The organism is Streptomyces decoyicus (assembly GCF_019880305.1).
In the GTDB taxonomy this organism is placed as follows: domain Bacteria; phylum Actinomycetota; class Actinomycetes; order Streptomycetales; family Streptomycetaceae; genus Streptomyces; species Streptomyces decoyicus.
In genome coordinates, this window is the sequence record NZ_CP082301.1 from 4274824 (window position 1) to 4289422 (window position 14599).

At 72.0% G+C, this 14599-nt stretch carries 12 protein-coding genes; 2 read left to right on the forward strand and 10 right to left on the reverse strand.

Annotated elements, in window-relative coordinates:
* Window positions 1-20 precede the first annotated feature (20 nt).
* The 5 genes from K7C20_RS18745 to pdhA form a co-directional block, all read right to left on the reverse strand.
* On the reverse strand, window positions 21-1772 hold the full coding sequence (locus K7C20_RS18745) for a molybdopterin molybdotransferase MoeA (protein ID WP_167352511.1): 1752 nt from the start codon (window positions 1770-1772) through the stop codon (window positions 21-23).
* A complete protein-coding gene (locus tag K7C20_RS18750) occupies window positions 1769-2752 on the reverse strand; it encodes a DUF6457 domain-containing protein (protein WP_053209183.1) in 984 nt (327 codons plus the stop codon). Before K7C20_RS18750 ends, K7C20_RS18745 begins: the two co-directional genes overlap by 4 nt.
* Window positions 2753-2921: 169 nt before the next feature.
* The gene (locus K7C20_RS18755; RefSeq protein WP_053209182.1) at window positions 2922-4610 is read right to left on the reverse strand and encodes a dihydrolipoamide acetyltransferase family protein; all 1689 of its coding nucleotides are present in this window, start codon (window positions 4608-4610) and stop codon (window positions 2922-2924) included.
* On the reverse strand, window positions 4610-5644 hold the full coding sequence (locus K7C20_RS18760; RefSeq protein ID WP_030075627.1) for an alpha-ketoacid dehydrogenase subunit beta: 1035 nt from the start codon (window positions 5642-5644) through the stop codon (window positions 4610-4612). Before K7C20_RS18760 ends, K7C20_RS18755 begins: the two co-directional genes overlap by 1 nt.
* Window positions 5641-6834 (reverse strand): pyruvate dehydrogenase (acetyl-transferring) E1 component subunit alpha, encoded by a 1194-nt coding sequence (pdhA, locus tag K7C20_RS18765; protein ID WP_030075628.1) that lies wholly within the window; start codon window positions 6832-6834, stop codon window positions 5641-5643. Before pdhA ends, K7C20_RS18760 begins: the two co-directional genes overlap by 4 nt.
* A 223-nt stretch (window positions 6835-7057) precedes the next feature.
* On the opposite strand from pdhA, the gene K7C20_RS18770 reads away from it, so the two are divergent.
* Entirely contained in the window at window positions 7058-7576 is a 519-nt protein-coding gene (locus tag K7C20_RS18770) for an Lrp/AsnC family transcriptional regulator (protein WP_030075629.1), read from the forward strand.
* A gap of 137 nt (window positions 7577-7713) precedes the next feature.
* Here the strand turns inward: K7C20_RS18770 and K7C20_RS18775 are convergent, their stop codons facing one another.
* Together K7C20_RS18775 and K7C20_RS18780 are read right to left on the reverse strand one after the other, a co-directional pair.
* Entirely contained in the window at window positions 7714-8304 is a 591-nt protein-coding gene (locus K7C20_RS18775; RefSeq protein WP_030075630.1) for a TetR/AcrR family transcriptional regulator, read from the reverse strand.
* 11 nt (window positions 8305-8315) lie between these two features.
* Window positions 8316-9827, reverse strand: a complete 1512-nt coding sequence (locus K7C20_RS18780) for a 3-hydroxyacyl-CoA dehydrogenase (RefSeq protein ID WP_030075631.1) — start codon at window positions 9825-9827, stop codon at window positions 8316-8318.
* A 147-nt stretch (window positions 9828-9974) separates the two neighbouring features.
* Here K7C20_RS18780 and paaN point away from each other — a divergent pair, with 147 nt between their 5' ends.
* A complete protein-coding gene (gene paaN, locus K7C20_RS18785; protein WP_030075632.1) occupies window positions 9975-11672 on the forward strand; it encodes a phenylacetic acid degradation protein PaaN in 1698 nt (565 codons plus the stop codon).
* A gap of 72 nt (window positions 11673-11744) precedes the next feature.
* Here paaN and K7C20_RS18790 read toward each other — a convergent pair whose 3' ends face one another.
* The 3 genes from K7C20_RS18790 to K7C20_RS18800 are packed head-to-tail and all read right to left on the reverse strand — an operon-like array spanning window position 11745 to window position 14496.
* The gene (locus K7C20_RS18790; protein ID WP_030075633.1) at window positions 11745-12419 is read right to left on the reverse strand and encodes a TrmH family RNA methyltransferase; all 675 of its coding nucleotides are present in this window, start codon (window positions 12417-12419) and stop codon (window positions 11745-11747) included.
* On the reverse strand, window positions 12416-13828 hold the full coding sequence (locus K7C20_RS18795; RefSeq protein WP_053209181.1) for an HTTM domain-containing protein: 1413 nt from the start codon (window positions 13826-13828) through the stop codon (window positions 12416-12418). The genes K7C20_RS18790 and K7C20_RS18795 overlap by 4 nt, the downstream gene beginning before the upstream one ends.
* The gene (locus K7C20_RS18800; protein WP_053209180.1) at window positions 13825-14496 is read right to left on the reverse strand and encodes a DUF5819 family protein; all 672 of its coding nucleotides are present in this window, start codon (window positions 14494-14496) and stop codon (window positions 13825-13827) included. Before K7C20_RS18800 ends, K7C20_RS18795 begins: the two co-directional genes overlap by 4 nt.
* Window positions 14497-14599 lie beyond the last annotated feature (103 nt).

Genomic DNA, 14599 nt, shown 5'->3' on the forward strand with positions numbered 1-14599 from the left:
GCCTGGCGCAGTGCGGCGTCCTACGCGCCCCCGGGGGCGGTCCAGCCCGTCGACGAACCCGGTGACCAGCCCGCTGACCAGGGCAGTTCCAGCAGTTCAAGCTCGGTGCCGCGCTCCGCGCCACCGGGCGGGACGACGGCCAGCGCATCGGCGGCGGCGATCCCGCGCAGCATGGCAGGGCCGTGGAAGTGCAGCGGCGCCGCCGTCAGGCCGAGTCGTTCGTCCTCGCGGTAGGCCACCGGAACGAGCCGGGTGTCCTGCGGATGCCCGTGGACGGGGGCGGCCAGCGGCGTACGGTACGGCGCGGCAGGAGGGCGGGCGGCGAGCGTACGGAGCAGCGGTTCGGCGAGCGTGACCAGGCCGGAGACGGCGGCGAGGGGGTTGCCGGGCAGGCCGACCAGATGCCGGTTCGGGGCGAGACGGGCGAGCAGCATGGGGTGCCCGGGGCGTACCGCCACGCCGTCCACCAGCACCTCGGCGCCCAGCCTGCGCAGGGTCGGGTGCACATGGTCGACCGGGCCCGACGCCGTCCCGCCCGTAGTGATCACCACGTCGGCGGTGGATTCCGCGACGGCGGCGTACAGGGTGTCGGCGTCGTCGGCGAGATGGCGCGGCGCGGCCGCCTCGACGCCCAGCGCATGCAGCCAGGGGGCGAGCATCGGGCCGAGCGCGTCCCGGATCCGGCCGTCCTGGGGCAGGCCGTGGTCCAGCAACTCGTCGCCCAGGACGAGAACTTCGGCACGAGGCCGGCGGTAGGCAGTCAGCTCGTCGTAGCCGGCCGCGGCGGCCAGGCCGAGAACGGCGGGGGTCACCAAGGCGCCGACGGGCAGCAGGTGGTCGCCGCGGCGGCACTCCTGGCCCCGCGGCCGGATGTCCTGGCCCGGCGGCGCGGGCTGCGGTGCGTACAGGCGACGGCCGCCGTCACTCAGCTCACGGACCTCGCCGTGCTCGCTGCGCAGCACGGCGGTGGCGCCGGGCGGCACGCGCGCGCCGGTGGCGATCGGGACGGCATGGCCGTCGTGCAGCACCTCGGTAGGCGCATGACCGGCAAGGATGCCGGGCGGGGGGCCGTCCTCGGGTGCACCCGCGGGGTGGTCGAGCCGCCAGGGGCCTGGGCCGGACACCGCCCAGCCGTCCATCGCCGAGGTGTCGAACGACGGCAGATCCGTGAGTGCGGTGAGGGGCGCGGCGAGCGTGCGGCCGAGCGCGTCACCGAGCGCCGAGGCCTCGGGCGCGGGCGGGCCGGGTACGGCGCGCTCGGCGATGTCCCGGGCGATGTGCCAGGGGAGGGCGGCCGGGGTGGGGCGGGGGCCGGAGGCGGTGGGGGCCGGTGGGTCTTCGGGGCCGGAAGGGTCGGAGGAGCCGGAGTGACCCGGAGACCTGGAGGTGCTGGAGGAGCGAGAGGTGCTGGAGTGGCCGTTCCCGCAGGCGGCGGGGTCGTCCAGGGAGAAGGGGTCGTCCGGCGTGTAGGGGACGTCGCCGCCGCCTCCGGTGGTGGAGGAGTGGGGTGCAGCCGTCTCACGGGTGGCGTACGGCACCCGCACGGTCGTGGGCTCGGCCCGGGACCCGGCCTCGGTTTCGGTTTCGGGCCGTACGCGCACCGGTGCGGCCGCGTTGGCCAGCGCGAGTGCCTCGTCGAACGGGTCACCGCGCCCCTCGCCCGCCGGCTCGCCCCGGGCCGGGCCCGCCATACCGCCCGTGCCGCCGGGCTCCCCGCCGAACGCTCCGTCGAACGCGCCGTCGATCTCGCCGTCGATCTCGCCGTCGGTCATTCCGCGGGCTTCGTTTCGGCACGCGTGGCGTCGGCGTCCGCCGCGCCCTCGGCTGCCCAGCGGTTGGCCAGCGCGGCGGCCCGGTCGGTCAGTTCCTGCACGTCGCGGCCCTGTTGGCCCGCCGCATAACCGATCAGGAAGGTGGTCAGCGGCGCGGCCGGCCGGGCCACGCCGTGCGCCGCGTCCCGCGCGAGATCGAGAAGCGCCGCCGTGTCGACATCGAGCTCGATGCCCAGTTCGGCCTTGACTGCGGTGATCCATTCGTCCAACACGTTTCCATGCTCCCTGATACGGGCGCGTGCCGCGCTGATGTCTTCCCAGGTGTCGCAGTCGAAGGATGCCGTGGCCGTGGCGTCCGGGACCCGTTCGAGCAGCAACCCGGCCATCAGGGCACGCAGCGGCAGACCGGCCAGAGTGCCGTGCTCGGCCCGCACCCGCGCCAGCTCACGGCGCAGCGGCTCGGCCCGATAGGCGGCCACCAGCGGCTGGTCCCGCCCCGAGGCGTCCTGGAGCATCGCGCCGTCGCGCGGTGCGCGGCCGTCGTGGGGCGCGTGACCCTCATGAGGCGCGTGACCCTCGTGAGACGCACGGCCCTCGTGAGACGCAGAACCGCCGCCCGGCGCGGCGGCGCCGCCCGTTCGCGTCGCCGCTTCCAGGAGGCTCTGTACGGTCGCGGCGGTCAGGAACGGGAGGTCGGCGGAGAGGACGAGCACGGTCTGGGCGGTGGTGTGCCGCAGGCCGGCGTCCAGTGCGGCGAGCGGACCGCCACCGGGTGGGTCCTCAAGGGCGTGGACGACGGCGCGGGCGGCCGGGCGACGCGGGCCGACGACGACGGTGATCGCCGCATCGGGGCAGGCGGCGAGCACCCGGTCCAAGAGGGGGCGGCCGCCGACGGCCACGGAGGGTTTGTCCGCCCCGCCGAGCCGCCGGGCCGCGCCTCCGGCCAGCACGATGGTGTCGTAGTCGGTGAGGTCGTCCACCTCTTGAGTATCGCCGGGGGGAACGGGATCACACCGCTGCCGGAACTGCGGCCGATGTCAGCTCCGCCACAGCGCACGCAACGGGCCACGGGTGGGCAAGGCTCTTTCCCCACCCGTGGCGGCTGCCACGGGACTCACCGGCCTCGCCGTATCGCCGTCCTCCCTGCCGTCACAGCGCCCGTAGCAACACCGCGGGCTGTTCGACGCAGTCGGCCACGAACCGCAGGAAACCGCCGGCGGTGCCGCCGTCGCACACCCGGTGATCGAAGGTGAACGAGAGCTGCACGACCTGCCGGACGGCCAACTCCCCTTCGTGCACCCAGGGTTTGGCGGCTATCCGGCCGACGCCGAGCATCGCCGCCTCGGGGTGGTTGATGATCGGCGTGGAGCCGTCCACGCCGAAGACGCCGTAGTTGTTGAGGGTGAAGGTGCCATGCGTCAGCTCGGCCAGGGAGAGCCCGCCCGCCCTGGCGGTTTCGGTGAGCCGGGTGATCTCGGCGGACAGCTCCTCGACCGTACGGGCATGAGCGTCCCGCACGACCGGCACGACCAGGCCGCGGTCGGTCTGCGCCGCAAAGCCCAGATGGACGGCGGGCAGCCGGACGATCTCCTGGGCCTTGGTGTCGACGGTGGCGTTGAGCTCGGGGAACCGGGCGAGCGCGGCCGTGGTGATCCGGGCCAGCAGCGCAAGCAGCGACACCTTGGGAGCGCCTGGCACATTCATCGCCCTACGGGCGGCGAGGAGTTCGGTGGCATCGGCTTCGACCCAGCAGGTCGCCTCCGGAATCTCCCGACGGCTGCGGCTGAACTTCTCGGCGGCCGCACCGAGCATCCCCTTCAGCGGGATCCGCTCCTCGCCCGCCACGGCACCGGCTCGCGTGGCCCCGGTAGCCTTCACGGCTCCGCCGGTCGCGGCCCCCGCCACGCCCCTCACACCGGCACCGAGCATCCTCTCGGCACTGCCCACCCCATGGGCACCAACCGTGGCGACCGCCCCGGCAGCCCCCATCGTCTCCCGCTCCTGCCGTGCCCGGATCGCGCACTCGACGTCCGTGCGGAGAATCAGCCCATCCCGCCCGGAACCCGTCAACTCCCGCAGATCCAGCCCGTTTTCCCGCGCCATCCGACGCACCAGCGGGGAGATCACGGCCGCCGTACGACTACCGGCATCCGCCGCACCGGACCCGGCCGAACCGTTCGCCCCGGCCGTCCTGGCCGAACCGTGCATCCCCGTGGAGCCGGCTGCTCCGGTGACACCGACTGCCCCAACAGTCGCCGCCCCGGCCTCAGCCGCCCCTGCGCCACCAGGCGCACCGTCGACCGCTTCGGCCCCGGCCGATCCGTCTGCCGTCTCTCCGGGCCGCCGCGGCACTCCCGCCATGGGCCCCGCGACGCCCCCCGGCCGGATCCGGCGCCGCCGCGCGGCCGCTGCGCTCGTGCCGTAGCCGACGAGCACATTCCCGGACCCGGCATCCCCCGGGCCCTCCGCGGCCGGACCGGAGGCCCCACCGGAAGGCGGCGCCGAAACCCCGGCATCGGACGCACCGCCTGCCGCACCTGCCCCGGCACCCGGCCCCGTCCCGTGCCCGAGCCCCGCCAGATCATCAGGCACGGCCCCCACCGCGACCGTCACCAGCGCTGCCCCCACCGGGACTTCTTCCCCCTCCTCGCCGAAGCGGGCGGTCACCACGCCGCCATACGGGCACGGCACCTCCACCATCGCCTTGGCGGTCTCGACCTCCACCACCGGCTGGTCGATGGCCACCACCTCGCCGACCTCGACCATCCAGTGCACGATCGTCGCCTCGGTGAGGCCTTCTCCCAGGTCGGGGAGGGTGAATTCGCGGACCACGGCCATCACTCACCACGTCCCTCGGTCCAGTCCGACTCCCACTGGAGGCGGGCGACGGTGTCCAGAATCCGGTCCACGCCCGGCAGATGGTGCCGCTCCAGCATGGGCGGCGGATACGGGATGTCGAAGCCGGCGACGCGCAGGACCGGTGCCTCCAGGTGGTGGAAGCAGCGCTCGGTGATCCGTGCGGCGATCTCCCCTCCGGGACCGCCGAACCCGTTGGACTCGTGCACGACCACGGCCCGCCCGGTCCGCCGCACCGACGCGCAGACCGTGTCGTCGTCGAACGGCATCAGCGAGCGCAGATCGACCACTTCCAGGTCCCAGCCCTCGGAGCGGGCGGCCTCGGCGGCCTCCATGCAGACCGGCAGCGACGGGCCGTAGGTGATCAGCGTGGCGCTGCTGCCGCGGCGCCGGACCACGGCCCGGCCCAGGGGCGCGACCTCGGTGGGTGCGTCCGGCGACCAGTCGGCCTTGGACCAGTACAGCCTCTTGGGCTCCAGGAAGACCACGGGGTCGTCGGAGGCGATGGCCGCGCGCAGCAGCCCGTAGGCGTCCTCGACGGTCGCCGGGGTGACGACCTGGAGCCCGGGGGTGGCGAGGTAGTACGCCTCGGAGGAGTCGCTGTGGTGCTCGACCCCGCCGATGCCGCCGCCGTACGGGATGCGGATGGTCAGCGGCATCGTCAGCGCGCCACGGGTGCGGTTGCGCATCCGGGCGACATGGCTGATCAGCTGCTCGAACGCCGGGTAGGCGAAGGCGTCGAACTGCATCTCGACGACCGGCCGCAGCCCGTACATCGCCATACCGACGGCGGTGCCCAGGATGCCGGCCTCGGCGAGCGCGGTGTCGGTGCAGCGGTCCTCGCCGAATTCCTTGGCGAGGCCGTCGGTGACCCGGAAGACGCCGCCCAGGGCGCCGACGTCCTCGCCCATGACATGGACGGACGGGTCGTCGGCCATGGCGTCGCGCAGCGCGCGGGTCAGCGCCTGCGCCATGGTGGCGGGCTTGCGCGCGGTCGCCGGAGCGGTGGTCGTCATGGCCTGGCCTCCTCGGCGGAGCCGTCGGCGCCCGCTGCGTCCTCGGTGTGTCCGTCGGCCTCGGCGTCCAGCTCGGCGCGCAACTGTGCCGCCTGGGCGCGCAGTTGGCTGGTCTGCTCGGCGAATACGTGCGTGAACAAGTCCATCGGGTCCAGCTCCGGGTCGGCGTTCATCCGTTCCCGGAGGTCGGCCGCCAGCTGCTCGGCTCCGTCCCGGGTGGCCCCGACGAATTCGTCGGTCAGCAGATCGCGGGCTGCCAGCTCGTGCTCCAGAAGGGCTATCGGGTCGTGCGCCCTCCAGGTCTCGACCTCGGCGTCGCTGCGGTAGCGGGTGGCGTCGTCGGCGTTGGTGTGCGCCTCGATGCGGTAGGTGACGGCCTCGACCAGGGTGGGGCCGCCGCCCCTGCGGGCCCGTTGCACGGCGTCGGTGAGCACCTCGTGCATGGCGGGCGCGTCATTGCCGTCGACCAGTCGGCCGGGCATGCCGTATCCGACCGCCTTGTGGGCCAGGGAGGGCGCGGCGGTCTGCTTGGCCAGCGGCACGGAGATCGCGAAGCCGTTGTTCTGGACGAGGAAGACGACCGGCACCTGCCAGACCGCCGCGAAATTCAGCGCTTCGTGGAAGTCGCCCTCGCTCGTGCCACCGTCGCCCACCATGGCCAACGCCACCACCTCATCGCCCTTGAGGCGGGCGGCGTGCGCCAGTCCCACGGCATGCGGGAGCTGGGTGGCGAGCGGGGTGCACAAGGGGGCGATGCGGTGCTCGTGCGGGTCGTATCCGTTGTGCCAGTCGCCGCGCAGCAGGGTGAGTGCCTGTACGGGGTCGAGGCCGCGGGCCACGGCGGCGAGGGTGTCGCGATAGCTGGGGAAGAGCCAGTCCCGGTCTTCGAGGGCGAGCGCCGCGGCGATCTCGCAGGCCTCCTGTCCGGTGGAGGACGGGTAGACCGCCAGGCGTCCCTGCCGGGTCAGGGCCGTGGCCTGGGCGTTGTACCGGCGGCCGCGCACCAGCTGGGTGTACAGCCGGGTCAGCAGCCCGGAGTCGAGCCGGGCCGCGGCGTCCGTACCCAGGAGGCGGTAGGGCTCCTCGTCGGGCAGGAGGGGCGCGGGGTCGACGCGGGGTCGCCAGGCGGGCGGCGGGCCGGCCAGGCTGCTCTTGTTCCTGCTGCTGCCTGGCTGCTCAAGGACCGTCATGTCGAGCACCTCCTCGGATCGAAGGGGTGGCGCGGTGCGCCTCATGTGGGTGGTGGGCGGACGGCGGGGGGCAGGATGGAATCGGCCAGGGCGGGTACGCCCTGCCCTACCGATTGTTCGGTCGCTGATGCATTTTGGCTACAGGCGGGCTCACCCTGTGGACAAACGGTTCCGCACAGCTTGAGATGAAGCCAGGGCGTCCACAAAGGGGAGGCGGGACCATATGCCGGACGAACAGATGGCCAATTCCGGCGGGCAGCCGCCCGCGGCACCCACCCCGCCATCGCCGGCCGCGCGCCCGCTCGACACCATCGACCGTTCGATCCTGCGCATGCTCCAGACCGACGGCAGGGCGTCGATACGCTCCGTGGCAGAGCGGGTCCATGTCTCGCGCGCCAATGCCTACGCCCGGATCAACCGGCTGATAGACGACGGCGTGATCCGCGGCTTCAGCGCCCTCATCGACCAGGAACGCGCAGGTCAGGGCGCCTCCGCCTACATCACGCTGAAGATCGTGCAGAACTCCTGGCGGACGGTGCGCAAACAGCTCACGGCGCTGCCGGGGGCCACCCACATCGCGCTGGTCAGCGGCGATTTCGATGTGCTGCTGCTGGTCCACACCAAGGACAACCGCGAACTGCGGGAGCTGGTCCTCACCCGCATCCAGTCGATACCGGAAGTGCTCAGCACCCGCACCCTGCTGGTCTTCGAGGAGACCGACCTCGGGCCCGAGGAGGGATGACCCGCGCCCCGCGTCGCGAAGAAAGCCCCCGGGGCGCGGACGCCTCAGGGACGCCCGGTCGGCGACCGGATGGATACCGGATACGGACCGGACCAGGGCCCCCGGTCAGGTGCCACGCAGGTCGGCGCGTGCGCGGATCAGGCCTTGCGCAGTCCCGCGAACGCCGTACGCACCACGGCCTCGGCGACCTCGTCACGGCTCACCGCGCCACCCCGCCCCGGCCGGTACCACTCGACAATCGAGTTGATCATGCCGAAGAGCAGCCGGGTGGCCAGCCGGATGTCCACGTCGTCCCGGAGGTCGCCGGCGGCGGCTGCCTGCTTGAGCAGAGCGGAGACCTCGTGGTCGAACTCCCGGCGGCGCCCCATGGCCCACCGCTCGGTGTCCGTATTTCCGCGCACCCGCAACAGCAGCGTCACATAGGGGAGTTCGTCCATCAGCACCTCGGCCACGCGCCGGGTGACATGCTCCAGCCGCTCGATCGCCCGACCCTGGAGGGCGCCCGGCTCCTCCAGCACACCGAAAAGCCCGTCCAGGGCCCGGCTTATGGCGCGGTGCAGCAGCTCTTCCTTGCTGCGGACATGGTGGTAGATCGAGGACTTGGAGATGCCCGCCGCCTTGGAGAGGTGCTCCATGGACGTGCCGTCGTAGCCGCGCTCGATGAACACCTCGACGGCGACCGCGAGCAGCGAATCGGGCGTATAGGTGTCGCGCTTGGCCATGGTCATGATTAGAGCACCTATTTCTCGAGGTCTGCACGGCGCCGCAGCGCCCAGGACGGTGCGTAGCGTCCACCGGCGTTCTGGTGATGCATCGAGTCCAGCAGATCCCACACCCATGAGGCGCCGAGCCGCTCGGCCCACTCCAAGGGGCCGCCGGGATAGTTCACGCCCAGCCGCATGGCCGTGTCGATGTCCTGGGGGCTCGCGACCCCGCGGGCCGCGGCGTCCACCGCAAAGTCGATGATCATCGCGACCGTCCGGGCGACGATCATCCCCGGTACGTCCTCGATCACGCTGACCTGCTTGCCCATCGCCTGGAACAGCCCGACGGCCTCCGCGAGGTCCGCCTCGGAAACCGCCTCCGAGGCCGCCAGGGCGATCCGGGTCGCGGCGCGGTAGTCCAGGGAGAGGTCGAAGCGGATGCACTTCCCGTGGACGTCGGACGTCGCCGGATAGCCGTTCGTCAGCCCCAGACAGGCCCCGCCGGGCAGCCGGAGGAAACCCTCCGACTCCCCCGGTGTCCGGTCGCGGGTGACCTTGATGCCCGCCTCCTCGATGAGCTCGCGCAGCACCACCGCGGGACCGGGCAGCTTCGCGTGCAGGCCGACGGACCCGGGCGCCGGGCAGGGCTCCGCGGTCCGCGGCCCGGGCCGCCGGGCGCCCTCGGAGTAGTCGAACCAGCCGCGGCCCGCCTTGCGGCCGTGCAGCCCGGACTCGACCAGCCGGCGCTGCGCCAGGGAGGGCGTGAACTTCGGGTCCTGGAAGAAGGCCTGCCATACGGAGTGGGTGACCGCCTCGTTCACGTCCTGCCCGATGAGGTCGGTCAGCTCGAAGGGCCCCATCTTGAAGCCGGCACCGTCGCGCAGCACCGCATCGATGGTGGCCGGGTCGGCGACCCGCTCCTCGTAGGCACGCAGGGCCTCGGCGTAGAAGGGGCGGGCGATGCGGTTGACGACGAAACCGGGGGTGTCCGTGCAGCGCACCGGCTGCTTGCCCCAGGCCACGGCGGTCTCGTACGCAGCGGTGGCGGCGGACTCGTCGGTGGCGAAGCCGCTGACCACCTCGACCAGGGGGAGCAGCGGCGCGGGATTGAAGAAGTGCATGCCCAGGCAGCGGCCGGGGTGGCGCAGCCGCCCCGCGACCGCGGTCACGGACAGCGAGGAGGTGTTGGTGGCCAGGAGGCAGTCCGTCGCCACGATGTCCTCCAGGGCGGTGAACAGCTCCTGTTTGGCGGGGAGTTGCTCCAGGATCGCCTCGATGACCAGTGCGGCGTCGGCCAGCTCCGCGAGGGCGGTGGCGGGGGAGAGGCGCTCGCGGGCGGCGTCCCGCTCGTCCGCCGAGATCCGGCCTTTTTCGACCAGCCGGTCCAGCCGGCCCCCGATCGCCTCGGCGGCTTGTCCGGCGCGCCCGGCGGCGGTGTCATAGAGGCGTACGCGATGCCCGGCGACCAGCGCCACCTGCGCGATGCCCTGTCCCATGGTGCCGGTGCCCACCACTGCCACGGTGTTGCTGGTTGCGAGAGCCGTCATGCCAGCTGATCCTCCCCGACCGACTTTTCCACAGGCTGGCCGGGCCCTCTTGCCCCGACCGATCGTTCGGTTACTCTAACTCCGTTGCCCTGTCCGCTCCCAGCCCCTATCCGCTCTCCGCCCAGCTCGACGAGGAGTTGGTCATCGATGGCCGCCGAAATGACCGCAGCGCGTACGACCACAGCGCAGTTGATCGAGAAGCACCGCCCGACCCTCGACCAGACGCTGGAGGCGATCCGCACCCGCGCTTACTGGTCCCCGCACCCCGAGCACCCGAAGGCATACGGCGAGAGTGCCGCGCCCGACGGGCTGGCCGCCTTCGAGGCACTGCGCGGCCGGCGGTTCGAGCTCGACCAGCCCGGCACGGACGACTGGACGGGCGAGGAAGTCTCGCCGTACGGCCTGAAGCTGGACATCAGCTATCCGCATCCGGACGTGGACGTGCTGCTCCCGGCCATGCGCGCCGCGCTCCCCGCCTGGCGGGGAGCCGGCCCCGAGGCGCGCGCGGCGGTGTGCCTGGAGATCCTGGCCCGGATCAGCGCGCGGACCCACGAGTTCGCGCAGGCCGTGATGCACACCAGCGGCCAGGCCTTCATGATGGCGTTCCAGGCGGGCGGACCCCATGCCCAGGACCGCGGCCTGGAGGCGGTGGCGTATGCGTACGCCGAGCAGGTCCGCACCCCGGAGCAGGCGCCCTGGTCCAAGCCGCAGGGCAAGCGCGACCCGCTCGAGCTGTCCAAGAGCTTCACGGCCGTACCGCGCGGCGTCGCCCTGATGATCGGCTGCAACACCTTCCCGACGTGGAACGGCTATCCGGGCCTGTTCGCCTCTCTGGCGACCGGCAATCCCGTGCTGGTCAAGCCGCATCCGCGCGCCGTGCTCCCGCTGGCGCTGACCGTCAAGGTGGCCCGCGAGGTGCTCGCCGAGGCCGGTTTCCCCGCCGACCTGGTGTGCCTGGCCGTGGACAAGCCGGGCGAGGGGCTGGCCAAGACACTGGCCGTCCGTCCCGAGGTCCGCATCATCGACTACACCGGCTCGACCGCGTTCGGCGACTGGCTGGAGACGCACGCCCGGCAGGCGCAGGTCTTCACGGAGAAGGCGGGCGTCAACACCGTCGTCATCGACTCCACCGATGACTACAAGGGCATGCTGAGCAACCTCGCCTTCTCCCTGTCGCTCTACAGCGGCCAGATGTGCACCACCCCACAGAATCTGCTGATCCCGCGCGAGGGCATCACCACCGACGCCGGGCCGAAGTCGTACGACGAGGTGGTCAGCGATCTCGCGGCCGCGGTGAACGGGCTGCTGGGCGACGATGCGCGGGCCAACGCGCTCCTGGGCGCCATCGTCAATCCGCAGGTCAAGGAGCGGATCGACGCGGCTGCCGGGCTCGGCGAGGTGGCACTGGCCTCCCGTGAGGTGGCCAACCCCGAGTTCCCCGGGGCCACGGTCCGGACGCCGGTGATCGTCAAGCTGGACGGTGCCAAGCCGGACTCCGAGGCGGCCTATCTGTCGGAGTGCTTCGGCCCGGTGTCCTTCGCGGTGGCCGTCGATTCCGCGGCCGACGCGGTGGATCTGCTGCGGCGCACGGTCCGCGAGAAGGGCGCCATGACGGTCGGCGCGTACACCACCTCCGCCGAGGTCGAGCAGCTGGTGGAGGAGGCCTGCCTGGAGGAGTGCGCCCAGCTGTCGCTGAATCTGACCAGTGGGGTCTATGTGAACCAGACCGCGGCGTTCTCGGACTTCCATGGCTCGGGCGGCAACCCGGCGGCCAATGCCGCGCTGTGCGACGGCGCCTTCGTGGCCAACCGCTTCCGCACGGTGGAGGTGCGGCGGCCGGCCTGACCGGTGCGGGCGCCGGGGCCCGGGACGTGCTCCTGGTCCCCGCGCCAGGCGGCCGACGGGGCAGGGGCTCCGTCAGCGGCCGTCCGGCCCCGCGATCCGCGCATGGCGGCCGATCCAGGCATGCATCGCGATGGCGGCCGCGGCCCCCGCATTGATCGAGCGGGTCGAACCGAACTGCGCGATCGAGCAGGTCAGCGAGGCATGCCGACGCGCCTCCTCGGTCAGCCCCGGCCCCTCCTGGCCGAACAGCAGCACACACCGCCGCGGCAGCTCGGTCGTCTCCAGCGGCACGGAACCGGGGAGATTGTCGATCCCGATGATCGGCAGCTCCTCGGCCGCCGCCCAGGCGGTGAGGTCCGCGGTGTCCGGGTGGTGGCGGACGTGCTGGTAGCGGTCGGTCACCATCGCGCCGCGCCGGTTCCAGCGGCGCTGCCCGACGATATGGATCTCCTTGGCCAGGAACGCATTCGCGGTCCGCACGACCGAGCCGATGTTGAAGTCGTGCCCCCAGTTCTCGACGGCCACATGGAAGTCATGGCGGCGGGTGTCGAGGTCGGCGACGATCGCCTCGCGCTTCCAGTAGCGGTAGTGGTCGACCACATTGCGGCGGTCGCCGTTCGCGAGCAGCTCGGGGTCCAGGCGGTCGTCCTGCGGCCAGGGTTCCGGGTGCGGTCCGACGCCGATCTGGGTCCCGTACCCCTCGTCGTACTGGAGGGGCTCGGCGGGGGCGGTTTTCTCGCTGCTCACCCCACGAGCGTATGGCCACCGCCGTCGTGCTCCGTACGGGCCTCCGGCTCGCCGCCCCCGGCACCGTCGGCCGGCCGGTCCCGGCCGCCGCGCGAGAAGAGCCGTTTGCGCAGGCCGGAGACGCGGGCGGAGAGCCAGGTCAGGAAGTTCGTCGGCAGGAAGACCGCGTCAGCGGCGACCATCGCGAGCGAGAAGAACGGCAGCCCGAGCAGGAACGCGATCGAGAGGTGCTCGCAGATCATCGCGACCAGCAGCACATTCTTGAGCCGGCGGTTGAAGAGCGTGAACGGGAAGGCGACCTGCACGATCACCGTCCCGTAGGTGATCAGCATGACGATCACCCCGTTGCTGCCCAGCAGCTCGGACAGCGCCGGCCAGGGGGAGAAGTAGTCCAGGTGCATCGGGTAGTAGACCGCGGTGCCGTCCTGCCAGCGTGAGCCCTGGATCTTGTACCAGCCGGCGGTGGCGTAGATCAGACAGACCTCGATCATGATCACCAACAGTGCGCCGTTGTGGGCGAGCTTGGCGAGGGTGTCCAGGACGACGCGCGGCTCTCCGGGCGCGTACCGCTGCGCAGCCCACCACACACCGTGCGTCAGCCACAGGCCCCACAGCACCAGGCTCCAGCCGATGTGCGGGACCGGGCCGCCCTCGGACCAGCCGAGGCCGTAGCTGCCGCTCAGCTGGGCCACCGCCAGACCGAGGCCGAGCACGGCCCACAGGATGACGCCGGGGAGATCGCGGGAAGCGGTAGTGGCGCCGCCGTTTGCGTCCCCGCCGGACGCGGACGCGGCGGCCGCTGCCCGCTTCGCACGGCGTGCGTCCAGCGACCAGACCTGCCCGCACCGGGTCAGCACGAGATACATCGACATCAGGTGGATGACGTTGTCGCCGCCGTCCCCTATGAAGATGCTGCGGTTCTGAAGCGAGATCACGCCCACCATGAAGAGCACCGACATGGTGCGGGTGCGCCAGCCGAGCATCAGCAGGGCGCTGGCCACGATGGCGACGAGGTACACGCACTCGAACCAGCCGCGGCTGTCGGACCAGGGCAGGACGGAGAAGGCGTGGTTGCCGTCCAGGAGCCGGCGCGCCATGTCCAGGCTCCAGGGGCTGTCGGGCCCGTAGAGCACCGCGCGGTGCGGCCATTCACGCAGCAGGAACAGCAGCCAGGTCGCCGAGAAGCCGATCCGGATCACGGCGGTCTGGTACGGGGCCAGCGCGCGGCTGGTGACCCGCCCGAAGCCGCGTCCGATCGCCCGCTCGATACGGGTCTCTTCGTAGGGGGCGGACTCCTGGGGCGTCTGCGGTGCCTGCGTCTGCTGAGGCACGTCGGCCGACTCCGGCGTCTGCACGGACTGCTGTGCGCCCGGGGTCTGCTGAGGCTGGTGGGGCGTCGGTGATGTCACTGGTTCTTCGCCCCCTTGGGCAGGTCGTCTGCGGTGACCTGCCACCAGGGCAGCACGCGGTACACGGGCTTCTCGCTGATCTTCTCCGAGCTCCACGGCGGCGGGCGGACCGCCGTCGTCTGCGAGCGGACCTGGATCTGCTCGACCCGGCCGCCGCCCTGGGTCCACTCGCCGTCCATCCGGAGCATCACGATCCGCCGGATATAGCGCTCGGACAGCTCACCGCGCAGGCCGACCGGGCGGTTCTGCGCGTTGTGGGTGTTGAGGAAGAGCTCCCAGCCGCGGCGCAGCTGGTTCTGCTGGGTGTGGCTGGGCAGCGGGTTGTGGAGGATGGCCTGGCCGTCGCGGGCGGTCAGGCCGGTCCAGCCGGTGGTCCGCACGGTGCCGTCCTCGCTGCGCAGCTGTGCACGGACCTGGACCGCGATGTTCTGCTGGAGGGGGTTGGGTGCGAACAGCTTCCAGTTCTGTTCGTACTCGGGATAGACGTAGTCGCTGATCAGGGCGCCCTGCTGTTTGCTGAGCGTGTTCGACGGCGCGACATGCAGGAACATCATGGCGAGATGAATCGCGACGATGACTGCGATGGCACAGGCCGCCACCCCTATGACGATCCGCGAGGGCAGCGAGAGCGCGGACAATGGCCGCGATTCGTCCCCGTATGACTGCATTCCCGCCCCGTTCCAAGAATCCATGCGGCTGACTCCGCTTCGGAACCGTACCTACGCGGCCGCACCGGGCACACCCTTCCCCTGGTTATCCACAGGCTTGACA

What these genes read in the sequence shown, in the direction of transcription:
- K7C20_RS18745 (WP_167352511.1), bottom strand. Translation starts at nt 1,772, where the DNA reads ATGACCGACGGCGAGATCGACGGCGAGATCGACGGCGCGTTCGACGGA.
- K7C20_RS18755 (WP_053209182.1), bottom strand. Translation starts at nt 4,610, where the DNA reads ATGGCCGTGGTCCGCGAATTCACCCTCCCCGACCTGGGAGAAGGCCTC.
- K7C20_RS18760 (WP_030075627.1), bottom strand. Translation starts at nt 5,644, where the DNA reads ATGACGACCACCGCTCCGGCGACCGCGCGCAAGCCCGCCACCATGGCG.
- pdhA (WP_030075628.1), bottom strand. Translation starts at nt 6,834, where the DNA reads ATGACGGTCCTTGAGCAGCCAGGCAGCAGCAGGAACAAGAGCAGCCTG.
- K7C20_RS18770 (WP_030075629.1), top strand. Translation starts at nt 7,058, where the DNA reads ATGCCGGACGAACAGATGGCCAATTCCGGCGGGCAGCCGCCCGCGGCA.
- K7C20_RS18775 (WP_030075630.1), bottom strand. Translation starts at nt 8,304, where the DNA reads ATGACCATGGCCAAGCGCGACACCTATACGCCCGATTCGCTGCTCGCG.
- K7C20_RS18780 (WP_030075631.1), bottom strand. Translation starts at nt 9,827, where the DNA reads ATGACGGCTCTCGCAACCAGCAACACCGTGGCAGTGGTGGGCACCGGC.
- paaN (WP_030075632.1), top strand. Translation starts at nt 9,975, where the DNA reads ATGGCCGCCGAAATGACCGCAGCGCGTACGACCACAGCGCAGTTGATC.
- K7C20_RS18800 (WP_053209180.1), bottom strand. Translation starts at nt 14,496, where the DNA reads ATGCAGTCATACGGGGACGAATCGCGGCCATTGTCCGCGCTCTCGCTG.